Source organism: Cupriavidus sp. GW823-FHT07B10, from assembly GCF_058794355.1.
Window position 1 is genome coordinate 310682 of the sequence record NZ_JBXAGS010000005.1, and the last position, 26196, is coordinate 336877.

25 protein-coding genes are annotated in these 26196 nt (G+C 69.0%); 10 read left to right on the forward strand and 15 right to left on the reverse strand.

What is annotated here, in order from left to right:
* Positions 1-7: 7 nt before the first annotated feature.
* Entirely contained in the window at positions 8-916 is a 909-nt protein-coding gene (locus AC1Q6V_RS13780) for a substrate-binding periplasmic protein (RefSeq protein WP_454750570.1), read from the reverse strand.
* Between the two features lie 82 nt (positions 917-998).
* On the reverse strand, positions 999-1478 hold the full coding sequence (pedF, locus tag AC1Q6V_RS13785; protein WP_454750571.1) for a cytochrome c-550 PedF: 480 nt from the start codon (positions 1476-1478) through the stop codon (positions 999-1001).
* 276 nt (positions 1479-1754) lie between these two features.
* Here pedF and AC1Q6V_RS13790 point away from each other — a divergent pair, with 276 nt between their 5' ends.
* On the forward strand, positions 1755-3743 hold the full coding sequence (locus tag AC1Q6V_RS13790; protein WP_010809781.1) for a sigma-54-dependent Fis family transcriptional regulator: 1989 nt from the start codon (positions 1755-1757) through the stop codon (positions 3741-3743).
* Positions 3744-3773: 30 nt separating this feature from the next.
* Here the strand turns inward: AC1Q6V_RS13790 and AC1Q6V_RS13795 are convergent, their stop codons facing one another.
* Together AC1Q6V_RS13795 and AC1Q6V_RS13800 are read right to left on the reverse strand one after the other, a co-directional pair.
* On the reverse strand, positions 3774-4736 hold the full coding sequence (locus tag AC1Q6V_RS13795) for an MBL fold metallo-hydrolase (RefSeq protein ID WP_454750572.1): 963 nt from the start codon (positions 4734-4736) through the stop codon (positions 3774-3776).
* Positions 4736-5695 carry an alpha/beta fold hydrolase gene (locus AC1Q6V_RS13800; protein WP_010809779.1) on the reverse strand — a complete coding sequence of 320 codons (960 nt, stop codon included), beginning with the start codon at positions 5693-5695 and terminating at the stop codon, positions 4736-4738. Before AC1Q6V_RS13800 ends, AC1Q6V_RS13795 begins: the two co-directional genes overlap by 1 nt.
* A 92-nt stretch (positions 5696-5787) precedes the next feature.
* Here AC1Q6V_RS13800 and pqqA point away from each other — a divergent pair, with 92 nt between their 5' ends.
* From pqqA to pqqE, 5 genes are all read left to right on the forward strand, one after another.
* Entirely contained in the window at positions 5788-5862 is a 75-nt protein-coding gene (gene pqqA / locus AC1Q6V_RS13805) for a pyrroloquinoline quinone precursor peptide PqqA (RefSeq protein WP_010809778.1), read from the forward strand.
* A 140-nt stretch (positions 5863-6002) separates the two neighbouring features.
* A complete protein-coding gene (gene pqqB, locus AC1Q6V_RS13810) occupies positions 6003-6920 on the forward strand; it encodes a pyrroloquinoline quinone biosynthesis protein PqqB (RefSeq protein ID WP_010809777.1) in 918 nt (305 codons plus the stop codon).
* Positions 6917-7627 (forward strand): pyrroloquinoline-quinone synthase PqqC, encoded by a 711-nt coding sequence (pqqC, locus tag AC1Q6V_RS13815; RefSeq protein WP_454750573.1) that lies wholly within the window; start codon positions 6917-6919, stop codon positions 7625-7627. Before pqqB ends, pqqC begins: the two co-directional genes overlap by 4 nt.
* Positions 7624-7896: a pyrroloquinoline quinone biosynthesis peptide chaperone PqqD gene (gene pqqD, locus AC1Q6V_RS13820; RefSeq protein ID WP_010809775.1), complete on the forward strand. Its 273-nt coding sequence runs from the start codon at positions 7624-7626 to the stop codon at positions 7894-7896. The genes pqqC and pqqD overlap by 4 nt, the downstream gene beginning before the upstream one ends.
* Positions 7868-9019, forward strand: coding sequence for a pyrroloquinoline quinone biosynthesis protein PqqE (gene pqqE, locus AC1Q6V_RS13825; protein ID WP_010809774.1), 1152 nt, complete (start codon positions 7868-7870; stop codon positions 9017-9019). The genes pqqD and pqqE overlap by 29 nt, the downstream gene beginning before the upstream one ends.
* Before the next feature lie 80 nt (positions 9020-9099).
* Here pqqE and AC1Q6V_RS13830 read toward each other — a convergent pair whose 3' ends face one another.
* The 9 genes from AC1Q6V_RS13830 to AC1Q6V_RS13870 all read right to left on the reverse strand — a co-directional run bounded on the left by AC1Q6V_RS13830 (position 9100) and on the right by AC1Q6V_RS13870 (position 18043).
* Complete coding sequence (locus AC1Q6V_RS13830) at positions 9100-9423, reverse strand: c-type cytochrome (RefSeq protein WP_010809773.1); 324 nt, start codon at positions 9421-9423, stop codon at positions 9100-9102.
* A 96-nt stretch (positions 9424-9519) separates the two neighbouring features.
* The gene (locus AC1Q6V_RS13835; protein WP_010809772.1) at positions 9520-11262 is read right to left on the reverse strand and encodes a PQQ-dependent methanol/ethanol family dehydrogenase; all 1743 of its coding nucleotides are present in this window, start codon (positions 11260-11262) and stop codon (positions 9520-9522) included.
* Positions 11263-11463: 201 nt separating this feature from the next.
* Positions 11464-12435, reverse strand: coding sequence for a quinoprotein relay system zinc metallohydrolase 1 (locus AC1Q6V_RS13840; RefSeq protein ID WP_454750574.1), 972 nt, complete (start codon positions 12433-12435; stop codon positions 11464-11466).
* Positions 12432-13211 carry a quinoprotein dehydrogenase-associated SoxYZ-like carrier gene (locus AC1Q6V_RS13845; RefSeq protein ID WP_234788133.1) on the reverse strand — a complete coding sequence of 260 codons (780 nt, stop codon included), beginning with the start codon at positions 13209-13211 and terminating at the stop codon, positions 12432-12434. The genes AC1Q6V_RS13840 and AC1Q6V_RS13845 overlap by 4 nt, the downstream gene beginning before the upstream one ends.
* 17 nt (positions 13212-13228) lie before the next feature.
* Positions 13229-14041, reverse strand: coding sequence for an ABC transporter permease (locus tag AC1Q6V_RS13850; RefSeq protein ID WP_010809769.1), 813 nt, complete (start codon positions 14039-14041; stop codon positions 13229-13231).
* Between the two features lie 7 nt (positions 14042-14048).
* Complete coding sequence (locus tag AC1Q6V_RS13855; protein WP_010809768.1) at positions 14049-15254, reverse strand: type 1 periplasmic-binding domain-containing protein; 1206 nt, start codon at positions 15252-15254, stop codon at positions 14049-14051.
* On the reverse strand, positions 15247-16275 hold the full coding sequence (locus tag AC1Q6V_RS13860) for a PQQ-dependent catabolism-associated beta-propeller protein (protein ID WP_010809767.1): 1029 nt from the start codon (positions 16273-16275) through the stop codon (positions 15247-15249). Before AC1Q6V_RS13860 ends, AC1Q6V_RS13855 begins: the two co-directional genes overlap by 8 nt.
* Positions 16272-17048 carry an ABC transporter ATP-binding protein gene (locus AC1Q6V_RS13865; RefSeq protein WP_439669915.1) on the reverse strand — a complete coding sequence of 259 codons (777 nt, stop codon included), beginning with the start codon at positions 17046-17048 and terminating at the stop codon, positions 16272-16274. Before AC1Q6V_RS13865 ends, AC1Q6V_RS13860 begins: the two co-directional genes overlap by 4 nt.
* Entirely contained in the window at positions 17048-18043 is a 996-nt protein-coding gene (locus tag AC1Q6V_RS13870; RefSeq protein WP_010809765.1) for a tripartite tricarboxylate transporter substrate binding protein, read from the reverse strand. The genes AC1Q6V_RS13865 and AC1Q6V_RS13870 overlap by 1 nt, the downstream gene beginning before the upstream one ends.
* Positions 18044-18419: 376 nt before the next feature.
* Here AC1Q6V_RS13870 and AC1Q6V_RS13875 point away from each other — a divergent pair, with 376 nt between their 5' ends.
* The 3 genes from AC1Q6V_RS13875 (at position 18420) to AC1Q6V_RS13885 (ending at position 23079) form a co-directional block, all read left to right on the forward strand.
* On the forward strand, positions 18420-20861 hold the full coding sequence (locus AC1Q6V_RS13875) for a TonB-dependent receptor (RefSeq protein ID WP_439669914.1): 2442 nt from the start codon (positions 18420-18422) through the stop codon (positions 20859-20861).
* Between the two features lie 226 nt (positions 20862-21087).
* Positions 21088-22632 (forward strand): methyl-accepting chemotaxis protein, encoded by a 1545-nt coding sequence (locus tag AC1Q6V_RS13880; RefSeq protein WP_011616969.1) that lies wholly within the window; start codon positions 21088-21090, stop codon positions 22630-22632.
* 114 nt (positions 22633-22746) lie between these two features.
* Positions 22747-23079, forward strand: coding sequence for a hypothetical protein (locus AC1Q6V_RS13885; RefSeq protein WP_439672625.1), 333 nt, complete (start codon positions 22747-22749; stop codon positions 23077-23079).
* A 37-nt stretch (positions 23080-23116) separates the two neighbouring features.
* Here AC1Q6V_RS13885 and AC1Q6V_RS13890 read toward each other — a convergent pair whose 3' ends face one another.
* Together AC1Q6V_RS13890 and AC1Q6V_RS13895 are read right to left on the reverse strand one after the other, a co-directional pair.
* Positions 23117-23992, reverse strand: a complete 876-nt coding sequence (locus tag AC1Q6V_RS13890; protein ID WP_231881498.1) for a GntR family transcriptional regulator — start codon at positions 23990-23992, stop codon at positions 23117-23119.
* A gap of 77 nt (positions 23993-24069) precedes the next feature.
* A complete protein-coding gene (locus tag AC1Q6V_RS13895; RefSeq protein ID WP_439669912.1) occupies positions 24070-25095 on the reverse strand; it encodes an AraC family transcriptional regulator in 1026 nt (341 codons plus the stop codon).
* 128 nt (positions 25096-25223) lie between these two features.
* Between AC1Q6V_RS13895 and AC1Q6V_RS13900 the strand changes: the two genes are divergently transcribed.
* On the forward strand, positions 25224-26135 hold the full coding sequence (locus AC1Q6V_RS13900; protein WP_439672624.1) for a TauD/TfdA dioxygenase family protein: 912 nt from the start codon (positions 25224-25226) through the stop codon (positions 26133-26135).
* Positions 26136-26196: the final 61 nt, after the last annotated feature.

Consider the following 26196-nt stretch of genomic DNA (forward strand, 5'->3'; position numbering starts at 1 on the left):
GCCACCCTCACGGCGCCTGCATCGACACCCCGTAGCCGGCAAAGATGCGCGCCAGTTCGCCATTGCTGCGCAGCGCGCTCAACGCCTGTTCCAGCGCTTCGGCCAGTTCCCGCTCGCCTGCCTTGACCGCCATGCCGACGGCCCACCCGCGCTGCGGCAGCAGCGGCGCGCTGGGTTCCGTCGCGGCAAAGCGCGCCCCGGATTGCCCCGCGGCCTTGAGCGCGCTCTCGTATTGGGCGCGCGTCACCATCGCCGCCGCGATCTCGCCGGAGAACAGCGCGCGCAATGCCGCGTCGGCTTCGGGGTAGATCCTGACCTTGTCGCGCAAGGCGCCGCCCGCGCCGGACAGCAGCGCATTGGCCCCGGCCGAACCGGCTGCGGCGCCGGTCGGCTGCCCGGCCAGGTCTTCCAGGCCGCGCACCGCCGGCACGCGCTCGCGGTCCTGCACCAGCACGAAGGTCTCGCGGTAGTACGGCGCGAAGATCAGCGCCTTGTCGTTCTCGCGCATGAAGGCGCGGTCGACCGGCACGTGCAGCATTACGTCGGCCGGTCCGTAACCAAGGTAATGGCCGCGCCAGACCATGGCACGCAAGTCGTCAGCCATGCTTTCATCGGCATCGAACGGCATCAGCGCCACCGACAGGCCCAGCTCCTTGCCCAGTGCCCTGGCCAGGGCCACGTCGATGCCCGCGGCCTGACTGCCCGCGATCGCGGAGAACGGCGGCAAGCCTTTGTAGACCGCCACCTTGAGGGTGCCGGTCTGGCGGATCCTGGCCAGGTCGGCCTGGGCCGGTTGCGCGCAGAAGAGCGCGGCGGCAGCCAGCATGGCGCCGCACAGCCAGCGCACGGCGCCGGCCGGCGCCGCCGGCATGGGGGACACGGAATGCCTGGGGCCGCGGACAGGGCTGGCGGGCATGGGATGGCTCCTGGAAGATGCGTTGACCCGGCACTGCGGGCCGGGGCTGGACAACGTGAAGGACTGCCGGCGCAACCGCCTCTTACTCGTGGCGCGACTCCAGGTAGGTCTTGATGGCCCACACCGCCTCCTGGCTCAGCACGCCGTCGAACGGCGGCATGTAGACGCGGCCGTCGCGCGTGCGGCCCTTGCGCACGGTGGTGGTGTAGAACTGCGAGATCTCGCTCATGCATGCCTGCTTCTTCTTTGCATCCGCCAGCGAGACGCAGTCGCCGTCCAGCTTGCGCAGGTCCGGCGCGATGCCCCCTGACACCGCTTCCAGGCCATGGCAGCGCGCGCAGTTCTGGTTATAGGCCGAGCTGCCGATCCGCAGAGCCTCCTTGTGCGCATCACCGCTACGGTAGGGATTGTCCGGGCGCCATTCGTCGCCCAGTTGTGGTAACGCTTTGGTATCGACGGCCTGGGGCGTGACGTCGCCATGGGCCAGCAGGGAACCGGCCGGGAGGGCGGTCAGGGACGCGCAAAGCGCGAGCAAGGCAAGCAGGCGGCGCTGCGTTTTCATGGATGTCTCCTACAGTGGACGGGTCTTGGTTGTTTGCCCTGTTTCCGCAAGAGCCATACCAGCCAGCCGGACCAGGCCCGGAGGCGCCTGAAAGCAGGCTTCGCCGCGCCGCCATCGTTGTCTGCAACGCAGCATCGCGGCACGGGTGTCCCGGATTGCCACACCCTGGCAAGTGTTTTGCTTCATGACGCAACACTGTCGACCATGCGCCCGGCGAAGGCGCCGACAGCGACCCGCGCAAAGACCGCGGGCGGACTTTCCACAGGAGACAGAGAAATGACCTTCCAGCCGGAACCGGCCCGCCCCGCGGCGGGCGCCCCGGGTGACACAGGGCAGCCCGAGCGCGACCAACTGATTGCCCAGGCCCACCAGCGTTCCGAGTCCTATGGCCTGCGTCCCTACGAATCGCCCGACTTCTGCCCGGTGCTGCAGAGCGAGCTGAAAACGCGGATCGAGCGTAGCCAGTCGCTGTTCGCCTATGCGCTGCCGGTGATGGAAACGCTCTACGACCAGATCGTGAATACGCAGAGCATGGTCATCCTGACCGACGCCGATGGCCTGATCCTGCACTCGATGGGCGATGACGACTTTCTGGCCCGGGCCAACCAGGTCGCGCTGCGCCCGGGCGCGGAGTGGTCGGAAGCGCGCCGCGGCACCAACGCCATCGGCACGGCCCTGGCCGAGAACCGGGCCACGCTGGTACACGGCGCCGACCACTTCCTGGAGGCCAACCAGTTCCTGACCTGCTCGTGCATGACCATCCTCGACCCTTACGGCAAGACCGTGGGGGCGCTGGATGTGACCGGCGACCAGCGCGGTTTCCACAAGCACACCATGGCGCTGGTGCGGATGTCGGCGCAGATGATCGAGAACCAGCTGTTCGGCAACGCCTTCCGTGACATGGTGTGCATCCGCTTCCATTCGCGCGCGGAGTTCCTGGGCACGCTGGTCGAGGGCATCGTCTCCTTCACGCCCGGCGGGCGCTTCCTGTCAGCCAACCGCAGCGGGCAGTTCCAGCTTGGCCTGTCCAATGGCGCCCTGCATGCGCACACCTTCTCTTCGCTGTTCGGGCTGTCGATGTCGCAGCTGTTCGACACGGTGCGCGCGGCTCATGCGGGCATCGTCCAGCTGCACCTGCCGAGCGGCGTCAAGGTCAGCGCCCGGGTCGAATGGAAGTCACCCGCCGCATCGCTGCCGGGCAACACCGATGCCGGCCAAGCAGTCCAGCCTGGCACGGCCGCCGCACCGCGCAGCCTGGCCGCAGGCCCCGCCCGCTCACCCGGGCTGGACGACCTGGACACGGGCGACGCGCAGATCCGCGCGGTCATCGGCAAGCTGCGCAAGGTCATCGGCAAGGATATTCCGGTGATGGTGCTGGGCGAGACCGGCACCGGCAAGGAACTGATGGCGCGCGCCATCCACGCCGACAGCCCGCGCCATGCCGGGCCCTTCATTGCCGTGAACTGCGCCTCCATCCCGGAAACCCTGATCGAGTCCGAGCTGTTCGGCTATGAAGAAGGCGCCTTCACCGGCGCCCGCAAGAAGGGCGGCATCGGCAAGATGCTGCTGGCCAACGGCGGCACGCTGTTCCTGGACGAGATCGGGGACATGCCGCTGCATCTGCAAGGACGGCTGCTGCGCGCGCTGCAGGAACGCGCGGTGTCGCCGCTGGGCAGCAGCAAGGTCATCCATGTCGACGTCTCGGTGGTATGCGCCACCAACCGCAACCTGCGTGACCTGGTCGCCAACGGCCAGTTCCGCGAAGACCTCTACTACCGCCTCAACGGGCTGGTGGTGCGGCTGCCGGCCCTGCGCGAGCGCGGCGACCTCGACGCGGTGGCCGCCAGGCTGCTGCGCCAGGACCAGGCGGGCGTGCAACCCGGCGAGCCGCCCCGCATCCGCGAGTCGGTGATGGAGATGTTCCGCCGCTACCACTGGCCGGGCAATATCCGCCAGCTGTGCAACCTGCTGCGCACCGCGCGGCTGATGGCCGAAGGCGAAGCCGAGATCACCGAGGACCACCTGCCCGACGACTTCCTCGATGACCTGCGCGAGCGCCAGGGGCATGCGGCGGTGCCCGCGGCCCATATGTTGCCGGGCGCGCAGCCCACGCGGCTGGCCGATGTCGAGGCCATGGCCATTGTCGCCACGGTCAAGGCGCACAACGGGAACATCTCTGCGGCGGCCAAGGCGCTGGGGATCTCGCGCAATACGGTCTACCGGAAAATGGAAGAGGCCCGCGGGCTGCCCCACCAGGCCGGCTGATTCGGGCCACGCACCAGGGCAGCCCCGCGCTCAGGCCAGCGGCTCGCCCTGCATCCACAGGTCTTCCAGCTCGCGCCAGGCGCGCTGCACGTTCAGCGGGTGGCGCGGCTGGAAATGGCGCCAGTGCCGGAACGGCACCGCCGCCACGGCGTCATTGGCGCGCGAGGCATCGCTGCCCGCGGCCAGCGCGGCGCCGATTCCGTGCGCCAGCGCATCCAGGTAAGCCAGCGTCGGCGCCAGCGTCTGGGCGGGCGTGCCCGCCGCGGTGCCCACCACCGTGCGCGCCGGCAGCTCCTGCAGCCGCCGCAGCGCACGGCGCCACCCCTGCAGCGAGGCCTCGTGCATCTCCGGCACGCGCTCGCGGTAAGCCAGGCCACCCGCACACAGCAGCTGCAGCTGCGGCGCGTACAGCACCGTATCCGAGGCACTGTGCGCATTCGCATAAACCTGCACCTGCCAGGCGGTAGCGCCGGTGTGCAGCCAGCCATCGGGCTGCAGCGCGGGCTGCGGCAACACGATCACGGCGCCGCGCATGGCACCGTTCCCGAGCAGCGTCGCCATGCGGGCCAGGCAGGCCGCGCAGCGTTGCCGCATCAGCGCAGCCGTGGCGGCGGAGGCGAGGAACACGGGCCGGGGCCGCAGCCGTGCGAACGCGGCATTGGCCAGCACGTTCTCCGGGTGGGCATGCGTGTTGACCACCCAACGCACGGGCTGCGGCGTCAGCGCCCGGATGGCGCCGAGCAGCGCACCGCCCCACGCCGCCTGCGGCCCGGGGTCCACCACCAGCACGCCCGCACCGCTCAGGTGGACCAGGGTCGGCACCACTTCGGCGGCGTTGGCGCGCGCCACTTCGGCATTGCCGGCGCGGGCCACGTACACGCCTGGCTGCAGCCGCTCCAGCGTGACCCGCGTGCCGGCAGCGGCCGCCGGGCGCCAGCCGTTCATGGCCAGCGCAAGCGTGGCGCCAAGAAAGCCGCGCCGCGTCGTGGGCATCACCGCTGCCAGCCCGCGGCGCGGATCGCGGCCACCAGGGCGTCGCGCATGGCCCCTGCCGCCAGGTGTCCGCCGTCCACCCAGGCCAGCCTTGCGCCCGGCATGGCGGCCTGCAGGCGCAGCGCGTTGGCGGGACGGCAGACCTTGTCGGCGCGGCCATGCAGCAGCGTCACCGGCAGGCCATGCGCGCCGATGACCCGCGCCGCGCTGAGCAGGGCCGGCTTGCCCAGTCCGGCCCGGTTGCGCAGGTAGTGCGCCTGGATCCGGTATTTGTTCACCGCGGCCATGCGCTCAGGCCGCCGCTGCCGGCGCGAATGCGACGCAGGGGAAAGACCCAACCACGCCTGTTCGCTCGCCTGCCACGCCGCGGCAGTGTCCCGTTTTTGAACAGGCGTACCACTTTGCAACAGCCGTGACACAGTGAGCAGCCGCGCGCGCGCATCGGGCAAGCGCTCGCCCCATGCCTTGACGCAATGCAGCATGCGGCGGCCCCCATGGCGCGGTGAAAACAGCGCGAGCACATCGTCGCGGCCGGTCAGGAAGGAGCCGCGCAGGACCAGCGCCGCCACGGCGTGCGGGCATTGCGCCGCGTACGCCAGGGCAAGTGCTGCACCCCATGATCCGCCCACCACGCCCCAGCGCTCGATGCCCAGCGCGCGGCGCAGCTGCTCCAGGTCGGCCAGCAGCGCGCCCACGGTATTGCGGCGCAGGCAGCCGGCCGGCCTGGAGCGGCCGGCGCCGCGCTGGTCCGGCATCACCACGCGGTGCCGCCGCGGGTCGAACCACTGCGCCATGGCGGCAGAGCAGCCGCTGCCCGGCCCGCCATGCAGCACCAGCCACGGCTCGCCGTCCGCGGCGCCGGCCAGCCGCACATGCACGCGCTGGGCATCGGGCGTACGCAGGTGGAAGGTGGTGGCCGCGTCGGAAAAGCCGGCAGAAATCGTTGATGCGTCGGGCATGGATGTTGCCTTGAAGGGATGCGGCAGTCGGGCGGCAGCCAGGCGCCGCTGCACAACGATATTCACTAACCATGCCACCCAAGGAGAGAGACATGCGCTGGACCACCCCCGCCTACACCGAGCTGCGGCTTGGCTTTGAAATCACGATGTACATCGCCAACCGCTGAGGGTGCCGCGGTGCCGCGGCGCCTGCGACCGGCGCTGCGCCGACAGGCAAGCCGCGGACCGCAAGCACAACCAACGCAGGCAGACGCCAGGCCTGGCGCCTGCCCCGTGAAGCCATGACCCAACACCAAGCGCTCACGCCATGACAAGCATCCGGGTACTGGGGTCGGCCGCCGGCGGCGGCTTTCCGCAGTGGAACTGCAACTGCCACAACTGCGACGGCGTGCGCCGCGGCACGGTGCGCGCCACGCCGCGCACGCAATCCTCGATCGCGCTGACGGGCGACGGGCCTGATGCCATCCTGGTCAATGCCTCGCCCGATATCCTGCAGCAGCTGCGCCAGGCACCCGCGCTGCAGCCCGCGCGCGCGCCGCGCGACACCGCCATCGCCGCGGTCGTGCTGATGGATGCGCAGATCGACCACGTCACCGGCCTGCTGATGCTGCGCGAACACCGCCAGGCGCTGCCGCTCTATGCCACCGCCGCCGTGCTGGACGACCTGGGCGCCGCCTTCCCGCTGACGCGCATCCTGTCGCACTACTGCGGACTGCGGACGCATGCCCTGCCCTGCGACGGCACCGCGTTTTCAGTCCCGCCGCTGGACGGCCTGACACTGACGGCGATACCGCTGGAGAGCAAGGCCCCGCCCTACTCGCCCAACCGCCACGCGCCGCGCGCGGGCGACAACATCGGCCTGCGCATCGAAGACCGCCGCAGCGGCCGCAGCGCCTTCTATGCGCCCGGCCTGGGCCGCATCGACGACCACGTCTTTGCCGAGCTGCACAGCGCCGACATCGTGCTGGTCGACGGCACCTTCTGGCGCGACGACGAGATGCAGGCGCCTGGCTTCTCGGGCAAGAGCGCCGCCGACATGGGCCACCTGGCCCTGTCGGGACCCGGCGGCATGATCGAGGTCCTGGAGCGGCTGCCCGCCAGCCGCAAGATTCTTATCCATATCAACAATACCAACCCGGTGCTGGTGGAAGACTCGCCCGAGCGCGCAGAGCTGGCGCGGCATGGCATCGAGGTGGCGTACGACGGCATGGAAATCGCCCTATGACAACTGCCATCCTCCCCATCCCCCCCATCGCCTGGGCCGAGGCCGAGTTCGAGGCCCGCCTGCGCGCCATGGAAAGCGGCTACCACATCCACCATCCCTTCAACCAGCGCATGGCGGCAGGCCAGTGTTCGCCCGCGCAGATCCGCGCATGGGTGGCCAACCGCTTCTACTATCAGGACAACATCCCGCTGAAGGACGCCGCCATCCTGTCCAATTGCCCCGAGCGCGACACCCGCCGCGAGTGGGTGGTGCGCATCCTTGACCACGACGGCACCGACACCCAGCCCGGCGGCATCGAGGCCTGGCTGCGCCTGGGCCAGGCGGTGGGCCTGGAGCGCGAAGCACTGCTGAGCCACCGGCACGTGCTGCCCGGGGTGCGCTTTGCCGTCGATGCCTACGTCAACTTTGCGCGCCGCGCACCGTGGCAGGAAGCCGTGTGCTCGTCGCTGACGGAGATGTTCGCGCCCGCAATCCACAAGGAACGCCTGGCCGGCTGGCCCACGCATTACCCGTGGATCGAGGCCGCCGGGCTGGACTACTTCCGCTCTCGCATTCCGCTCGCGCAGCGCGACGTGGACCATGGCCTGCGCGTGACGCTGGGCCATTTCCGCAGCGCGGCGCAACAGCAGCGCGCCCTCGACATCCTGCAGTTCAAGCTCGACGTGCTCTGGTCGATGCTCGACGCCATCCAGCAAGCCAACCCATGACAGCCAGCACGCAAGACCTCGCCAGACCGACCCTGCACCGGACCTTTCGCCTGCAATGGGAAGCCTCCCAGCAAAGCTGGGTGCTGCTGTACCCGGAAGGCATGGTCACCCTCAACGACAGCGCCGCCGCGATCCTGCAGCGCTGCGACGGCAGCCACACGCTGGACATGCTGATCGACGACCTGCAGGCCGCGTTTGGCGTGCAGGGAATCGCCCCGGAGGTACATGCCTTTGTCAAACATGCGATCGAACGCGGCTGGCTGGTCTGAGGCCGCGCCCGGCCCGCCGCTGTGGCTGCTGGCCGAGCTGACCTACCGCTGCCCGCTGCATTGCGCCTTCTGCTCCAACCCGGTGGACTATGCCCGGCATACGGCCGAGCTGAGCACCGTGCAATGGTGCGACGTGTTCAGCCAGGCGCGGGCGCTGGGCGCGGTGCAGCTCGGGCTGTCCGGCGGCGAACCACTGCTGCGCAAGGACCTTGAAGTACTGGTCAGGCATGCGCATGGCCTGGGCTTCTACACCAACCTCATCACCTCGGGCGTGGGCCTGACCGACGCCCGCCTTGCCGCCCTGCGCGACGCCGGCCTGGACCATATCCAGCTGTCGTTCCAGGACTCCACCCGCGAGCTCAACGACTTCCTGTCCAGCACCCGCACCTTCGACCTGAAGCAGCGCGTGGCGCGCATGATCAAGGCGCACGGCTATCCGATGGTGATGAACTGCGTGCTGCACCGGCATAACCTGCCGCATGTCGGCACCATCATCGAGATGGCCCTGCAGATGGGCGCCGAATACCTGGAACTGGCCAACACGCAGTACTACGGCTGGGCCTGGGAGAACCGGCTGGCGCTGCTGCCCACCCATGAGCAGCTGCGCGAGGCCGAGGCCGTGGTCCGGCAGTACCGCGCGCGCATCGGCAGGCAATGCCAGATCCTGTTCGTCGTGCCTGATTACTTCGAGGCGCGGCCCAAGAAGTGCATGAACGGCTGGGGCACCACCTTCCTTGGCGTGGCGCCGGACGGCACCGCGCTGCCCTGCCACGCGGCGCGCATGCTGCCGGGCCTGGCGCTGCCCAATGTCGCCACGCAGGGGCTGCGCGAGATCTGGACCGAAAGCGATGCCTTCCGCCGTTTCCGCGGCACGCAGTGGATGCAGGAACCCTGCCGTTCCTGCGACCAGCGCGAGCAGGACTACGGCGGCTGCCGCTGCCAGGCGTTCCTGGTCACCGGCGACGCCACCGCCACGGACCCCGTGTGCGAGCGCTCCGGCGCGCACGACAAGGTCAGCGAGATCGTGCTGCAGGGCCGGCTGGCCGTGGCGCAGGCGCGCGAGCAAGCGATGGTATTTCGCAGCGATGGCAACTCGCTGCGGCTGAGCAGCGGCCAGCGCTAAGAAAGGAAAAACCCCGGCATGGCAGGCGCCAGCCGGGGTTCCTTGCCGGCATGCCGGCATCGTCAAGACAGTCGCCGGCCTCAGCTGGCACTCAACACCCACTCCGCCAGTTTCTTCGCATCGTCCTCCGCAAGGCTGCCATGCGGCGGCATCGGAATCCGCCCCCACGCGCCCTTGCCGCCTTCGCGGATCTTCTTTGCCAGCCGCTCCGCCGCCTGGCTGTCGCCCTTGTACTTGGCAGCCACCTCGGCAAACCCCGGGCCCACCAGCTTTGACTGCATGCCATGGCAGGAAAAGCAGCCGCTCTTGTCGGCCAGGGCCTGCATGTCGGCGGCCGTGCCGGCCAGCGCCGCGCCCGGCAGCAGCGCCGAAGCCACCGCCAGCGCCATCCATTCCTTCTTCATACCTGAGTCCCGTTTCATCCTGTTGCACCCGCGCCCGGCGCCCGCATCGCACCCATGATGCGATGCGGGCGCCTGGCAGTGTCATCTCCCGCCAGCTCAGCTCTTGTGCAGCTTGAACACCCACACCGAGCCGCCCTGCTCCAGGAAGTTCACGCGCTTGGCCACCTCGCCGCCCCACAGCGGCACCGCGCCGCCCCAGCCGGACACCACCGCCACGTACTGCTCGCCGTTCTCTTCCCAGGTGACCGGGGGCGCCACCACGCCGCTGCCGGTCTGGAACTGCCACAGCTCCTTGCCGGTCCTGGCGTCGGCCGCCTTCAGGTAGCCTTCCGGCGTGCCCCAGAACACCAGCCCGCCGGCGGTGGTCATCACCCCGCCCCACAGCGGCGCGCTGTTCTTGACCTCCCACATGATCTTGCCGCTCTTGGGGTTGATGGCCCGCAGCGTGCCGATATAGTCCTCGTTCAGCGGACGGATGGTGAAACCCGCGCCCAGGAAGGCAGCGCCCTTCTTGTAGCTGATGGGCTCGTTCCAGATATCCATGCCCCACTCGTTGGCGGGCACGTAGAACAGGCCGGTCTGCGGGCTGTAGGCCATCGGCTGCTGGTTCTTGCCGCCAAGGAAGCCCGGCGCGGCAAACACGGACTTGCCCTTCTTCTCGTCGCTGCCGGCGGCGGGGTCGCCGGGGCGGCCTTCGGCGATGTAGTTGGGGCGGCCGCTCTTCAGGTCGATGCCGGTGGCCCAGGTGATCTTCCTGACGAAGGGGAAGGCGTTGACCAGCTTGCCGCTGGCCGCGTCGTTGACGTAGAAGAAGCCATTGCGGTCGGCCTTGCCGCCCATGCGCTTGCCGTCCAGGTCGAAGGTCACGAACTCATTGACGCCATCGAAATCCCAGCCGTCGTTCGGGGTGTTCTGGTAGTGCCAGGCGATCTTGCCGGTGGCGGGATCCAGCGCCACCGTCGAGGCCGAGTAGAGGTTGTCGCCCTTGCGGATATGGCTGTTCCACGGCCCCGGATTGCCGGTGCCGAAGTACACCAGCCCGGTGGCCGGATCGTAGGTGCCGCCCAGCCAGGTGGCGGCGCCGCCGGTCTTCCAGGTCTCGCCCGGCCAGCTTGCGTTGGCGGTGCCGGTCACGCCGTTCTCGGTCTTGTTGCCGTCCTTGTCGTACTTGTAGCCCATATGGCCTTCGACCACCGGCCGCGACCACACCAGCTGCCCGGTCTTGGCATCGCGTGCGTCGACCCGGCCCACCACGCCGAACTCGCCGCCCGAGATGCCGGTCAGCACCATGCCCTTGACGATCATGGGCGCCGCCGTGTACGAATAGCCGGCGGCGTAGTCCTCCAGCTTCTCCTTCCACACCACCTTGCCGGTCTTCTGGTCCAGCGCCACCAGCTGCGCATCGAGCGTGCCGAAGATCACCAGGTTGTCGTAGAGTGCCGCACCGCGGTTCACCACGTCGCAGCACGGCATGATGCCTTCGGGCAGCCGGTGCTCATACTTCCAGAGCTTGCGCCCGGTCTTCAGGTCCAGCGCATAGATGCGCGAATACGAGGCCGTCACGAACATCTTGCCGTCATGGATCAGCGGCTGCGATTCCTGCCCGCGCTGCTTCTCGCCGCCAAACGAGAACGACCACGCCGGCACCAGCTGCCCGACGTTCTTCGTATTGATGCGCGACAGCGTGGAATAGCGCTGGCCTTGCGGGCCCATGCCCCACGACAACACATCGCCGGGGCTCTTTGCGTCGTTCTCGATCATGGCATCGGTCACAGCCGCCTGCGCGGCCAGACTGGCCGCGGCAGCCGCAACCGCCATCACTACTCGTAACGTCCTCATTGCCATCTCCTCTCTTGTTTTGGGTTTCCCAGGTGCGCCACTGCGCCACCCACCAGACACGCCTTTGGCAATTCCCATGCCAGTCGCATCCCCGCACCAGCACGCCGGTTGCGGCCCGGTTGCGTGATGACGGCCGTGCCAGCGCGCAACACTGCGTTGCAGTTGCTCCAGAACTGAACAGCCCGCCTCGGCTGGCCGGCGTCAGTGGCCAAGCGCGGCTTCTTCACGCGCCGGGTAGAGATGGCCGACGTTGCGCAGGTACTCCGCGGGCATCGCGGCCCAGTGCGCGTAGGGCTGCGGCACCGGCATCGCCATGACCTCGGCCAGGTCGCGCCCCTGCGCCGCGGCCTCGCGCAGGCGCGTGTCCAGCCATTGCAGGTAGCCGCGCGTCTGCGCGATGGCCTCAGCGCCGCCGCCGGCCGCAGGCACTGGCCCGTGGCTGGGGACCAGCACGCGCGCCCCGCTGTCGGCCAGCAGCGCCTGCAGCCGGCCCAGGCTGGCCAGCCAGCGGCCGATATCCGCGTGCGGCGTGGTCGGAATGCGTTGCCGGAACACCAGCCCGCCGGCAAAGACCACGCCCGCGCTGTGGTCCAGCACCACCAGGTCGTCGCCGGTATGGCCGTCCAGGCGCACCAGCTCCAGCGTATGGCGCCCGATCGTGAGCCGGCCCGGCGCCAGCGCGTGCGCAGCCGGCACGGGCTCGGTGCCGCGCATCCAGTCGCCGCACAGGCGGTAGAGGTTGTCGGCATAAGCGGCGCCCTCGCGCCGCGCCCCGTCGATGGTGCCGGCCAGGGCGCTGCCGCCCACATCGGCATAGGCCTGGTTGCCGAAGAAATAGTCGGGATGCAGGTTCAGGTTCAGCACCAGCCGCACCGGGGCGGCCGTGACCGATGCAATCGCCTTGCGCTGCTGCTCGCCATACAGCCGCGACGGGCCGGTGTTGATGACCACTACGCCGTCGCCGGTGTCGATGAACGCCGTATTGATGATGTTGCAGCCGTTGCCGGGCGCGAAGTCGGCATTGGCGCCTTCCAGCAGCCACACGCCCGCGGCGATCTCGCGCGGGGCCAGACGATAGTCAGGAGGCTGCAGCGCAGCCTCCTGGGCGAATGCCGGCGGCACGGGCTGGCCCGCCAGGCATAGCAGCAACCACAGTAGCAATCGCCGCTTCATGGTGACACCCGCGCCGCGATGCGGTTGCCGTTGTTGTCGTGGCCGGCCACCGTCATGCCCGGCGGCACGGCATCGCGCAGGTCGAAGGAGAAGATCGGATTCTCGGCAACCGGCTCATGCAGCGTCAGGCGCAGCAGCGGCTGCCGGGCCGCGTCGGCAAGAACCAGGGTCTCGATGTGGAACGCCGGGATGCCCGCTGCCAGTCCGGTATCCATCGGATGCATCACGCGCAGCCGCACGCGTGCCGCGGCCCCGCCGAAGCCCGGGAACACACGCGCGTCCACGCGATTGAGCGTGCGGCTCCAGCTGCCGTCGCGGCGGGTGGCGCCGGGCACCGTACAGCCCCCGCCGCCGGCATCGACCAGCACGCTGCCGACATGCCAGGTGCCATCGCGCGTGCGCGCCGCCACCCGCACCGGCGAAGCCTGTTCCAGCTTGAAGCGGAACGACAGCGACGGGCGCACCCGCAGCGGTTCGAACGCCAGCACCTCGCGGATCGGGTTGCGGTCGACCGCCACCACGATGCGATCCACTTCGCCCAGCGCCGAGGCATCGAAGGCGATCGGCACGCGCATGGGGTCTTCCGCAAACGCCGGCCCGGTCACCCTGACGCGGCTGTCGAACACCACCGGGCCAGACTGCAGCAGCTCCTTGTGGATCCAGGCCCATTGCGGCGACTGCAGCGGATCGCTGTGCGCGATGACGGCGCCCGCTGCCCCGGCAGCCGCTACCGCCGCACTGGCCAGGCCCAGTGCGGCCGCCATCAGCAGGAGCATGCCCCGCGTCCGGCGCCTCATGCCTGCTGCCCCCGGCGCGCCATGCCGCGCTGCGGGTCGTAGCCCTGCAGCGCCAGCGCGAAGAACACCACCGCGCTGCCCGCCACCACCGCCAGGCTCAGCGGCGCCACCTGCCCGTACAGCGCAAAGCGGATCGCCTCGACCGCGTGGGTGAAGGGATTGAAGCGGGCCAGCTGGTACACCAGCTCCGCGCCCGACTCCTGCAGCTTCCACAGTGGATACAGCGCCGAGCTGATGAAGAACATCGGGAAGATCACGAAGTTCATGGTGCCGGCAAAGTTCTCGAGCTGGCGCACATGGACCGACAGCAGCAGGCCCAGCGCACCCAGCATCAGCGCGGCCAGCGCCATGGCGCCCGTCGCCGCCAGCAGGTGCAGGGACTCGAAGCGGATGCCGAAGGCCATCGCCACCAGCAGGAACGCGGCCATCTGCAGCAGCGACAGCACCGTACCCGCCGCCAGCTTGCAAGCCAGCAGCCAGCCCCGCGGCAGCGGCGCGGTCAGCAGCAGCCGCATCACGCCCATCTCGCGGTCGTACACCATGGCCAGCGACGACTGCATGCCGTTGAACAGCGCGATCATGCCCAGCAGTCCGGGCGCCACGTAGACCTTGTATTCGATGTAGGTGTCGTAGGGCGGCGCAATGGCGACGCCCAGCGCGTTCTGGAAGCCCGCGGCAAACACCAGCAGCCACAGCAGCGGGCGCACCAGCGACGACAGCAGGCGCCCGGGCTGGCGCAGGTACTTGCGCAGCTCGCGCCCGCAAACCGCGCGCAGCGCGCGCCAGCGATGGATCAGGATGGAGGCCATGGGTGCGCTACGCGGATGGGGCCCGGCACGCCGTGTCGGCTTCATCGGCGCCCAGGGTGTCGAGGTTGTTCTTCGGATGCAACACGCCTTCCACCGGGGCCATGCCGGCCACGCCGTCGGGGTGGGCCAGCAACACCGGCTGGCGCAGCTGGCGGTCCCAGCGGCGGAACGACAGCGGCGGCCCCTTGAAGCCGTCCACCACCACCTGCCCGGCGGCAAGCGCCTGCGCCTGTCCGGCAAACCCGGCCCCGGGCAGGCGCGCCACGCTCTCGGCAATGGCCTTGACCGCCACCCAGGCAGCCCAGTCGTAGCCGGTCATCGGACGGCCCGCCGCGCGCATGAAGCGCCGGTTGAGCTGCGGCCCGCCATTGCGCTCCCAGGCCCAGTGCCACGCCTGCGCGCCCAGCCCGCCGGCGCCCACCACCGGGCGCGGCAGCAGCGTGGCGTAGGGCACGCCGCGGGCGAACTCGCCGTCGGCATCGGCCACCACCACCACGTCATAGTCCACGCCGCCGGTCAGCAGGCCGAGGTTGGCCTGGTCGCGCTCACGCGGGTCGTTGGACAGCCGGAAGGCGCGCTGCGCCGACCAGGCAATGCCAAAGCGCCGCGCCGACGCCACCAGCGCGTCGCGCTGCGCCGCATCGGCCGCGGACGGGCCGCTCAGCAGCAGGGCGCGGCGCCATTTGCGCAGTGCCAGGTACTGCATCAGCGCATCCGCGCGCATGCGCAGGCTGGGCAGCGTGTGCAGCAGCACCGGCGCGCAGCCGGCGCCGCGCAACGCGTCGTCGTCGGCCGACACGTTGAACAACAAGGCCTCGCCCGGCTTGACCGCGCCCGTGGCCGCCCTGACCGATGCCGGCGGCAGGTCCAGCAGGATATAGCGCGTGCCCTGCCGCGCCAGCGCCGCGACCAGCGGGGCCACCTCGGCTTCAGTGCGGGCTTCCTGTGCTTCCAGCCTGAGCGACTGGCCCGCGGCCCCGAGCGCCACGCGCGCTTCGGCGGCCGCCACCTGGGCGCCGTCGAGCGCACGGCCCTGCGGCTGGCCGGGATAGCGCTGCGCCAGGCGCCGGGGCGCATAGCGCGCGTCGTCGGCCTGCGACACGACCGCCACGCGCACCTCGGCAGCGTGCACCGCGGCAGGCAGCCACGCCAGCGCCACGGCGCCCAGCCCGGCACGCCACCACTGCCACCACGCACGCGAGCGCTCAGTCATCGATCGCCACCGAATGCGGCACCCGGCCCGCCTTGAGCGTGGCCACCGCCTTGCGGCTGGCGGTGTCCACCACGCTGACATCGTCGGACAGGCCGTTGGCGACATAAAGCCGCGCGTTGTCGCGGCTCAGCGCCAGCCCCCATGCGCGGCGGCCGACCAGCACATAGTCCTGCACCCGGCGCGACGCCACCTCGACCACCGCGACATGGTTGGCGCGGCCGAGCCCGATATAGGCGCGCGTGCCGTCGCCGCTGGCCGCCATGCCCACCGGGGTCACGTCCTCGGCGCGAAAGCCCCGCGGCGCGAAGGCGATGGTCTGGGCCACCTCGAAGGTATCGGTACGGATCACGCTGACGCTGGCCGAGAGCTCGTTGGATACCCACAGCTCCTTGCCGTCGCGCACCAGCAGCAGCCGCCGCGGCCGGTTGCCGACCTGGATATTGCGGATCACCTTGCGCGAGGCCACGTCGATGACATGGACCAGGTTGGCCACCTCCGAGGTCACGTACACATGCCTGCCGTCGGCGCTGACCTTGACGCCCTCCGGCTCCTCGCCCACCCTGACCGCGAACACGCGCTTGCCCGACGCCGTGTCGTAGGCCGACAGCAGCCCGTCCTCTTCATTCGAGACATAGAGCGTGCGGCCGTCCTGGCTGAGATCGAACAACTCCGGATCGTCCCCCACCGGCAGCGATGCCACGGTCTTGCGGCTGGCCACGTCGACCACATCCACCCGGTTGTCGTCGCTGCAGGCCACGTACAGGCGCGTCCGGTCGGGCGACAGTTGCAGGTGGCGCGGGCGCTTGCACTGCCGCCATACCGCGACCAGCTGCCGGCTGCGGGCATCGAAGACGGCGAGGGCATCGTCCTTCTCGCTCGAGACAAAGACCTGGTTGCCAGCCTGGCCGGCGGGTCGCGCGGCCCCGCCCTGCGCGCCTTCGGCCAGGCCGGCGGCAACCAGCAGCGTCGTGACCAGCAGCAAGGCGCCGGCAAACCAGCGGGGAGATGGCATCTTGTTCATGCGGGTACGCGCCTCGCGGCCGGGTCAGTGACAGGGGCCCGCGGCGTCATGGCCAGGAAAGCGCCCTCCAGGGTGTCGCACGCAGCGGCGCCGCGCAGTGCGGCCGGGGTGCCGTCGAAACGCACCGTGCCGCGGTCCAGCACGATCACGCGGTCGGCGTGCTCCACCTCCTGCACCAGGTGGGTGGCCCACAGCACGCCGGCCTGCGCCCGCGCCGTCAGGCGCCGCGCATCGGCCACCAGTTGCGCGCGCGAGGCCGGGTCCAGCCCCACCGTCGGCTCGTCCAGCAGCAGCATGGCCGGTTCATGCAGCAGCGCGCGCGCCAGTTCCACCTTGCGCCGGTTGCCGCCCGAAAGCTCGCGCACCGGTGCGCGCGCACGCGCCGCCAGCCCGAAGTCATCGAGCAGCCGGGCGATGCGCAGCGCCGCCACGCCGCGCGGCAGCCCGTGCAGGTCCGCGTGAAAGCGCAGGTTGGCCAGCACCGGCAGGTCCAGGTCGATGGCCGGCTGCTGGAACACGATGCCCAGCCGCGCCAGCGCGCGCACCGGATCGCGCCGCATGTCGCTGCCCATGACCGTGACCTGCCCGGTATCGGCCACGAACAGGCCGCTGAGGATCTGGAACAGCGTCGTCTTGCCCGCCCCGTTGGGGCCGAGCAGTGCCACGAACTCGCCGCGCCGCACGCTGAGCGAGACCCCATCCAGGGCCACGCGGCTGCCAAAGGCCTTGCGCACGGCATCGCAGCACAGCGCCGGCGGCGCTTGCATGGCCATCACAGCTGCCCCCTGGGCCGCGCGGTGCCCACGCGCTCGGCAAAGCTCCGCTCGGTCTCCCACGCATGGCGCAGGAAGTCATCGTATTGCGCGGTATTCAGGTAGGTCAGCTCCTGGTCGTACCTGGCCAGTTCCGCAAGGTGGCGCGGCTGCTGCATCGCGGCACGGAATGCGTCATGCAGGCGGCGGACGATTGCCGGATCGGTGCCGCGCGGCACGCCGATGCCGTAGGGCGAGTTATGAACCGCATCGGCAAAGCCCAGCTCGCTTACCGTCGGCACCTCGGGCCAGCGCGGTGAGCGCTGCGCGCTGAACACGGCCAGCAAGCGCAGCTTGCCGGTCTCGACGAAAGGCGCGAAGCCGGTGGAATTGACCCCCGCCATCAGCGAACCGTTGGCCACGGCCAGCATCTGGTCAGCGGTGCCGTGATACGGCACGTGGATATAGCGCACGCCGCTGCGCCCGAGCACGTCCTCCATCGCCAGATGGGCGGTGGTGCCGATGCCGGTGGAGCCCACGGTCAGCTCGCCCGGATGCGCGCGGCCCCAGGCGACCAGGTCGCGCAGCGAGCGTAACGGGCTGTCTGCGGGCACCACGATGCCGAAGGTATAGCCCGAGATCATCAGCACCGGCTGGATGTCGCGCAGCGGCTGCCAGGCGGTCTTCTGCTGATGCGGGAAGCGATATACCGTCAGCGGCAGCTGGCCGATGGTGTAGCCGTCCGGCCGCGCCGCGGCAAGCAAGCCGCCCACCAGCGTGCCGCCGGCGCCCGGCCGGTTCTCCACCACGACCGGCTGCCCCAGCTCGCGCCCGGCCAGCTCCGCCAGGATGCGCATGGAGATATCGGTGGCGCCGCCCGCTGGCCATGGCACCACCAGCGTGATCGGCCGCGACGGATACCCGTGCGCGCCCTCGGCCAGCGCTGCGCCCGCATGGACCAGGCCGAGGCACGGCAACAGCAGGCAGGCAAGGCAGCGACCAAGGCGGCGGAACATGGCTAAGCACCAGGCAGAGTGTTGATGCAGGTGAACAGAGCAAGGCCGATACCATGTGCAGCGCAGCATCAGGCCGCGCTCCATGCCAGCCGTTGCCTGGCCGCGCCGGACGCACTGCCGGACGCTGCAGCCAGGCCGTGCCTTGTGCGGTGCGCTGCGAACGACTGTCCCATGGTTGAGCACCGGCCCGCTGCTTGTGTCCGCAGCTGTCCTGTTTTGTGACAGGCATCGGCGCAAGGCGGGTTCGGCCAGCGCGTTCCCGGGCCGCTCACCGCGCAAGTGCCGGACTCCCGATGCACGGTACGAAACCTGCTCAGCTCCGGGCAGGCGCTACCCAATGCAGGTATCGCGCCGCTTATCCGGAGGAGACGGAACCATGCCAGCCAACCCGCGCCCCGCACCGCCAGGGCAGGCGTCGCGCGACACCGTGGCTTGCCGCCGCAGGACCAGCCGCGGCGCCGCCACCGCGATTGCCATGGCGGTCGCCCTGATGGCCCAGCGGCCCGCTGTTGCGCAGCACGACACCGCTGTCCCAAACCAGGACAGCGCCATGCTGCCGGAAGTCCTGGTGGTGGCCGCCGCGCCGCTGCCAGGCATCGGCGTCGACAGCGACCTGGTGCCCTACACCGTGCAGACCGTGCGCGGCGACGACCTGGATCGGTCGCGCGCCGGCAACCTGGCCGAGTACCTGTCCCGCAACCTGGCCGGCGTCAACGTCAACGACATCCAGGGCAGCCCGTTCCAGACCGACATCACCTACCGCGGCTTCCGTGCCTCATCCATTCCGGGCGTGCCGCAGGGACTGTCGGTCTACCTGGACGGCATCCGCGTCAACGAGCCCTTCGGCGACGTGGTCAGCTGGGACATGATCCCGGAAGCCGCGCTGGCGAGCGTGTCGCTGGTGTCCAGCGCCAACCCGGCCTACGGCCTCAATACCCTGGGCGGGGCGCTGGCCATGACCACTCGTTCGGGGCTGGACTCGCCCGGCTTCGAGGCCGACCTGTCCTACGGCAGCGGCGCCCGCAAGCGCGCCGACCTGTCCGGCGGCGTGCGCAGCGACAGCGGCTGGCACGCATTCGCGGCCGGCACCCTGTTCCAGGAGCATGGCTGGCGCGACCAGTCGGGCGGCCGGCTTGGCAATGTCTTCGCCAAGGCTGGCTATGCGGGCGACACTGACAGCGTGGACGTGTCAGTGCTGCACGGCCGCAGCACGCTGACCGGCAACGGGCTGGTGCCCAGCTTCCACGCCAGCGCCAACGGCACGCTGCCAGACCTCTACCAGGCCAACCGCCACGCCGTGTACACCTACCCCGACCAGACCCGCAACCAGGTGACCCAGGTCGCCGTCAACGGCCGCCACTGGTTCGACGACAAGACCAGCGCCGCCGCGCTGGCCTACGTGCGCACCAGCCGCCGCGACACCACCAACGGCGATGTCAACCCCGCCTACGAGGCCTATGCCGAAGACTGCGAGGACGGCTTTGCGCCCGACGGCAGCCCGCTCGGCGCCGACTGCGGCATGACCCGGGCCGAAGGCGCCGCGCTGCATCCCGCCGTGATCAACACCACCCATATGTGGCAGCAGACCGTCGGCATGGCGCTGAGCATGGCCAGGGAGACCGACCGCCACCTGCTCAACGCCGGCCTGACCCTGGACCGCAGCCGCCTGACCTATTCGCAGTACGCGCAGCCTGGCACCTTCACCGACGACCGCGGCGCCGTGGCCGACCCGGACGCCCCCAATGCCCTGTTCTCCGGCGTCGGCGGCAGCTCGCGCATGCTCGGCCTGTACCTGTCCGACACCTGGTCGCTGACCCCCAGCACCTTCCTGACCGCCTCGGCCAGGTGGAACCACGTCGAGGTAAGCAATACCCTGCGCAACAGCGACGGCAGCGAACAGCCGCGCGAAAGCTTTACCTACCGCCGCCTCAACCCCGCGCTGGGACTCTCGCAGAAGCTGGGCGGCGGCGTCACCGTGTTCGGGGGCTACGCGCAGAACAACCGCGTACCGACCGTGCTCGAACTCGGCTGCGCCGACCCGACGCGGCCCTGCCGCCTGCCGGCCGGCCTGCAGGCCGATCCCTACCTGAAGCAGGTGGTCTCACACTCCTATGAAGCAGGCGTGCGCTGGCACCGCGGCAAGGACACCGAAGTCACCGCGTCGCTCTACCGCGTCGACAATCACGACGACATCCTCTTCCTGCGCGCGCCGAACACCCAGCTCGGCTACTTCGCCAACTTCGACCGCACCCGCAACCAGGGTCTGGACCTCACCGCCCGCCAGCGCGTGGGCGATGTCACGCTGCGGCTTGCGTACAGCTATCTGCAGGCCACCTACCAGGCCGCCGGCCAGCTTGCCGCCGGCGAACGCACCATCGACATCCGGCCCGGCATGCGCATGGCGGGCCTGCCCCGCCATACGCTCAAGCTGGGCCTCGACTGGCAGGCACTGGCCGGCCTGACGCTTGGCGCCGACCTGGTGGCGGTGTCAGGCACCGTCTCCAGCGGCAACGAAGACGGCCTGCGCAGCGACCCGCAGCCGGGCGCGCCGCCGAAGACCGCCGACTGGCATGTGCCCGGCTACGCCACCCTGAACCTGCGCGCGGCGTACAAGGTGAACAAGCGGTTTGAGATCTATGCACGCTTGGCCAATGTCTTTGACCGGCGCTACGAGACCTACGGACAGATCGCGAACGATGTGTTCCCCGGCGGTAGCCTGGTGCGCCCGCACGTGGCACCGGGGGATGCCGCCAGCGCGCTGTTCGTGGCACCGGGCGCGCCGCGCAGCTTCTGGCTGGGGGCGGTGTTCCGGATGTAGCAAGCCAGGCACGCCAGATCCACACCCACGCCCTGCGCCACGGTGTCGCCCTCACTCGTTTGAGTGTATTCAACCCCTCCCCTACGGAAGAGGGGATCAGCGCCAGGGAACTGCGGCCGACATGGCGGGGAGAAGGGGGCGCGGTCCGGCAGCCGTGGCGCGCCGGAATCCATGCAAAGCAAACAAGGCATGCGCCCCCTGCCCATCGAGAATGAGGAGGAATGCCGTGCGCGACAACCAGCCCGTCACCCAGCGCGAGTTTGATTTCCCGGACAACGCCACGCTGATGTCGACCACCGACACGCAGAGCTACATCACCTACGCCAACGCCGCGTTTGTCGAGGTCAGCGGATTCACGCGGGAAGAAATCCAGGGGCAGCCGCACAACCTGGTGCGCCATCCCGACATGCCCGCCGAAGCCTTTGCCGACATGTGGGCCACCCTCAAGGGCGGAGAGCCATGGACCGCGCTGGTCAAGAACCGCCGCAAGAACGGCGACCATTACTGGGTCCGCGCCAATGCCACGCCCGTGGTGCGCAACGGCCGGCCCGCCGGCTACATGTCGGTGCGCACCAAGGCAACACGCGAGGAGATAGCGGCAGCGGAAAAGCTGTATCGCGATTTCCGCGAGGGCCAGGCCGGCAGCCGGAAATTCCACAAGGGACTGATCGTGCGCACGGGCCTGATGGCCTTTACCTCGCTGTTCCAGACCATGCCGGTACGCTGGCGCGTGCGGCTGGCGCTGGCCGCCCTGCTCCCCGTCAGTATCATCGGCGCCTGGGGCATGGGCCTTTCCGGCATGGCACTGCCAGGCTTTGCAGGGGTCATGGCGCTTGCCACGTTGCTGGCATCCTGGTGGCTGCAACGGCAGATCACCACCCCGCTGGAACAGGTCCTGCAGCAGGCGCTGCGCGTGGCGTCCGGCGAAAGCCAGAAGGCCGTGCACATGAACCGGGTCGACGAGATCGGCATGACGCTGCGCACGATCAGCCAGCTCGGCCTGATGTTCCGCTGGCTGATCGACGACGTCAGCGGCCAGGTCGTCAATGTCCAGACCGCCAGCAATGAAATCGCGCGCGGCAATATCGACCTGAGCGCGCGCACCGAACAGGCGGCGTCCAGCGTGCAGGAAACCTCCGCGTCGATGGCGCAGATGACCTCCACGGTGCAGAGCAACGCGGAGACCGCGGCGCAAGCCAACAAGCTGTCCGGCTCCGCCAGCGTCGCCGCGGAGCGCGGCGGGCAGGCGGTGTCGGAGGTCGTCAACACCATGAACGAGATCACCGAGAGCTCCAGGCGCATCGCCGATATCATCGGCGTGATCGATGGCATTGCCTTCCAGACCAATATCCTGGCGCTCAATGCGGCGGTGGAAGCCGCCCGCGCCGGCGAACAGGGCCGCGGCTTTGCCGTGGTGGCCGGCGAGGTGCGCAGCCTGGCGCAGCGCAGCGCCAATGCCGCCAAGGAAATCAAGGGACTGATCGATGTCAGCGTCCACAACGTCGCGTCCGGCGCCAAGCTGGTCGACGAAGCCGGCAAGGCCATGGACGACATCGTCTCGCAGGTCAAGCGCGTATCCGACCTGATCGCCGAGATCAGCGCCGCCACCACCGAGCAAAGCAGCGGAATATCCCAGGTAGGGGGCGCGGTCAGCGACCTTGACAACATCACCCAGCAGAACGCCGCGCTGGTCGAGCAAAGCGCGGCTGCGGCCGAAAGCCTGAAGCAGCAGGCAACACGGCTGGTGGAGGCGGTCAGCGTGTTCCGCTAAGCGCGGCGAAGCGGGCCGGCATGCAGTGGACCTGTCGGCCCGCTATCGGGGCGCGCTACTATTCGCCTGACACGGCACCTTTGCGTCGAGCGTCAGCCCTGCCCCCAACCCGTCATGACCCGCATTGTCCGCATCGCCCTCCACACCCTGGCATCCGCAAGCCTCATGTTCCTGAGCACCGCGCATGCCACCGACATCGACTGCGATCCGTCCGCCACCGCCGCCAACGCTACGCAGGCGCAGCGCCTGATCTGCGAATCCGCGCTGTTTTCCATGGGCTACCAGCGCATCTATGCCGACCAGCAGCGCCTGCTCAAGGCGCGGGCAATCACCGACGCCGACATTGCAGCATTCCGCAAAAAGCGGGACCGCTGCGATTCGGCATCGTGCCTGGACACGGTCTTCCGGGAGTGGAATGCATTCGCCAGCCAGGCGCGGGTCCCCTGACCGGAGAGCCTAAGCGGGCAGTCCCGCCCGCGCGGACTCAGAAAGCGCCGGCTGGCACAGCGTCGTTGCCGGCAGGGCCGGCCTTGCCTTTCCGGACGCCGGATGCCAGGGCACGGATGGCGGCTTCGCGGGAGTTTCCGATGCGCTTGTGCGCGGTCTCCAGGACCGCATCGATGTCCCGCCTGGTCACGGCGCGCTGCAGGGCACGCCAGGTCTTGAAGGAATTCTCCAGCGACCCGGGACGGGATGCGAGCCCCAGCCGCACATAGCGCAGGACCCGCAGCGAGATGGAATTCAGCAGCTCCCCGACCAGCCGGTTGCTCGACAGGTCTGCCATGGCCATGTTCGCCAGGAAGGTCACGCTGATATAGGCGTCCACCGATTCCTCGACGGCCTTGCCGAGCCGCGGCATGAATTGCTCGAATAACGCATCAAGCGCGTCCGCGCGTTCTTCCATCAACTGCCTGAGCAGAATCGCAAACAGTGCGTCCCGCACCACGTAGATATCCCGCAGGTCCTGGGCATTGGGCTCGGTGACAATGGCGCCGCGCCGCGCGCGGAACTCGACCAGCCGCTCCCGCTCCAGGATGCGCAAGGCCTCGCGCACAGGAGCGCGGCTGACCTCCAGGACCTCGCTGATGTCTTTCTCAAGCAGGCGTTGGCCTGCGTGGATCACGTCGATCGTAATCAGTCCCGCCAGCCGCACCGCAATCTGGTCGGCGACGGATGCCGACCAGTCGCGTCCATGCATAAGCGCCTGCTCGACCGCCAGCGTGACCGGATTCTGCGGTGTTTGCGGCGCAAGCAGCGACTGCAGTTCTGGCGTGTTGGTAGTCTTGAGTCTGCCCATGAGGGGTAAGTCCTTCCGATTATTGGGGAACCGGTCGGGTGTTGCCCTCGATCGGCGCTGCACCGCTCGCAGCGCCCAAGATCTTACCTTACGTGGCGTATCGGGCGGATGGCCGAGGGTGGCATCACGGTCGGTGCAGGCTAAGCAGTGGTCTTTCGGCGCACTGTGCCGCGCGTGGACCGGCTCTCCTTGGGGCTGCAACCAAATTGCGCGTGATACCAGCGCGAGAATCCGCTCGGCGCGGAAAACCCGAGCAGGGTCGCCACCTCGGTCAACGGACGATCGCTCTCGATGACATGACGCGCGGCAAGCTCCGTGCGGATGTCGTTGACGATCGACGAGAAGCTTTGTCCCTCTTCCGCCAGCCGGCGCTGGACCGTACGGCACACCACGCCCAGATGGTCCGCCACTTGCTCGATGCTGCAACGTCCGCTGGGCAACAGCAGCAGGACAATGCGCCGCACGTCTTCTAGCATGGTCGCGTGCTGCGACATGACAGACGCGTCGATCAGCTGCTGCGCGTAGCGCGCCATGGCCGGATCGGCAGACGGGTTGCGTGCATCGAGATCGGCCTTCGCGCAGATGATGCAGTTGAAGTCATAGTCGAACTCGACGCAAGGGCCAAAAAACCGTTGGTGCGTACCAAGGTCGCGCGGCGCCGGGTGCTCGAAGCATACGCGCCGCGGCTCCCAGTCGGGCTTGAGAAGCTGGCGTATCAGCCGCACCATTACCCCCAGCGCCAGTTCAACCCTTTGGCGCGTGGGCTGATGTGCGCTGCCAGCGATGACCGCCTCGCGAATAATGACCAGTTCGCCGCACTCCTCTACCGCCAGCGACAGCGCACCGTTGAGCAACGCCTGATAGCGCATCAGCATGCGAAGCGAGTCGCGCAGCGTCGCCTGGTCGCGGATCAGCAATCCTACGGCCCCAAGATTGGACAACAGGCGCGACTCGGCCATGCACAGTCCGAAACTCTCGTTGCCTGACATGGTTGCCGACGCCTGCAGCAGTCGTCCGACACGCTCAACCGGAATCATGAGGTCCGGCTCGCGCAGCACGCCCGGACTCAACCCCGCGTCAAGGAGCATCCGCACCGGGTCCAGTCCGGCGGCTCGGGCGACCTCGCTGTAGTTGGTGAGGGCCGCAGCGCGGACAAGTGACGACATTAGCGAGCAGAGTGGAACATTGACATGGAATGATAAATCCCGGTCATGTAGTGTCAAGCGGGAGAAACCCGCTGGATCCAGACTCGCAGGAATCGATCGGCATGTTCGAAAAATCGGAGACAACCTTCATGATCCAACGCCTCAAAGCGGCACCCGCAGTGGTCCGCGCAACCTCTCTGGGCAATTCGATCCAGGTCGAGCCAGTCACCTGCACGATCGGTGCTGAGCTCAGCAACGTCAACCTTGGCGCGGCTGCCGAAGACGAGCAGCTGATGGCTGAAATCCGCGCCCTGCTCCTCAGACATCGCGTGCTGTTCTTCCGCGACCAGGACATCACGCGCGCGCAGCACGTAGCTTTTGCGCGCCGCTTCGGCGAGCTGGAGGACCATCCGGTGGTGGGCAGCCATCCCGATTACCCGGGGCTGGTCCAGATCTACAAAACCCCGGACAGTCCTCCCGACCGCAACGAGAATTCCTGGCATACCGATGCCACCTGGCGCGAGAAGCCACCGCTAGGCTGCGTGCTGCGCTGTATCGAGTGCCCGCCCGTGGGCGGCGACACCATGTGGGTCAACATGGTCGAGGCCTACAACCAGTTGCCCGAGGATATCAAGACGAAGATCGCCACATTGCGCGCGCGCCACGGCATCGAGGCGAGCTTCGGTGCCGCCATGCCGATCGAAAAGCGTCTTGCGCTGAAGGCCCAGTACCCGGACGCCGAGCACCCGGTGGTGCGCATCCATCCCGAAACCGGAGAGAAAGTGCTGTTCGTCAATGGAAGCTTTACCACGCACTTCACCAACTACAACGTGCCGGCCAATGTGCGCTTCGGCATCGACAAGGCGCCGGGTGCCGCAAATCTGCTTAGCTACCTGGTCAGCCAGGCCACCATCCCCGAGTACCAGGTGCGTTTTCGCTGGAAGAAAAACAGTGTTGCGTTCTGGGACAACCGTTCGACCCAGCACTACGCAGTGATGGATTACCCCCCGTGCCACCGGAAGATGGAGCGCACCGCAATTATCGGTGACGCGCCTTACTGAAAGATCGACACGACCGGTCGGGCATGCCGCAACGGTAGTCACCACCCAGCCCAGTTGCGCG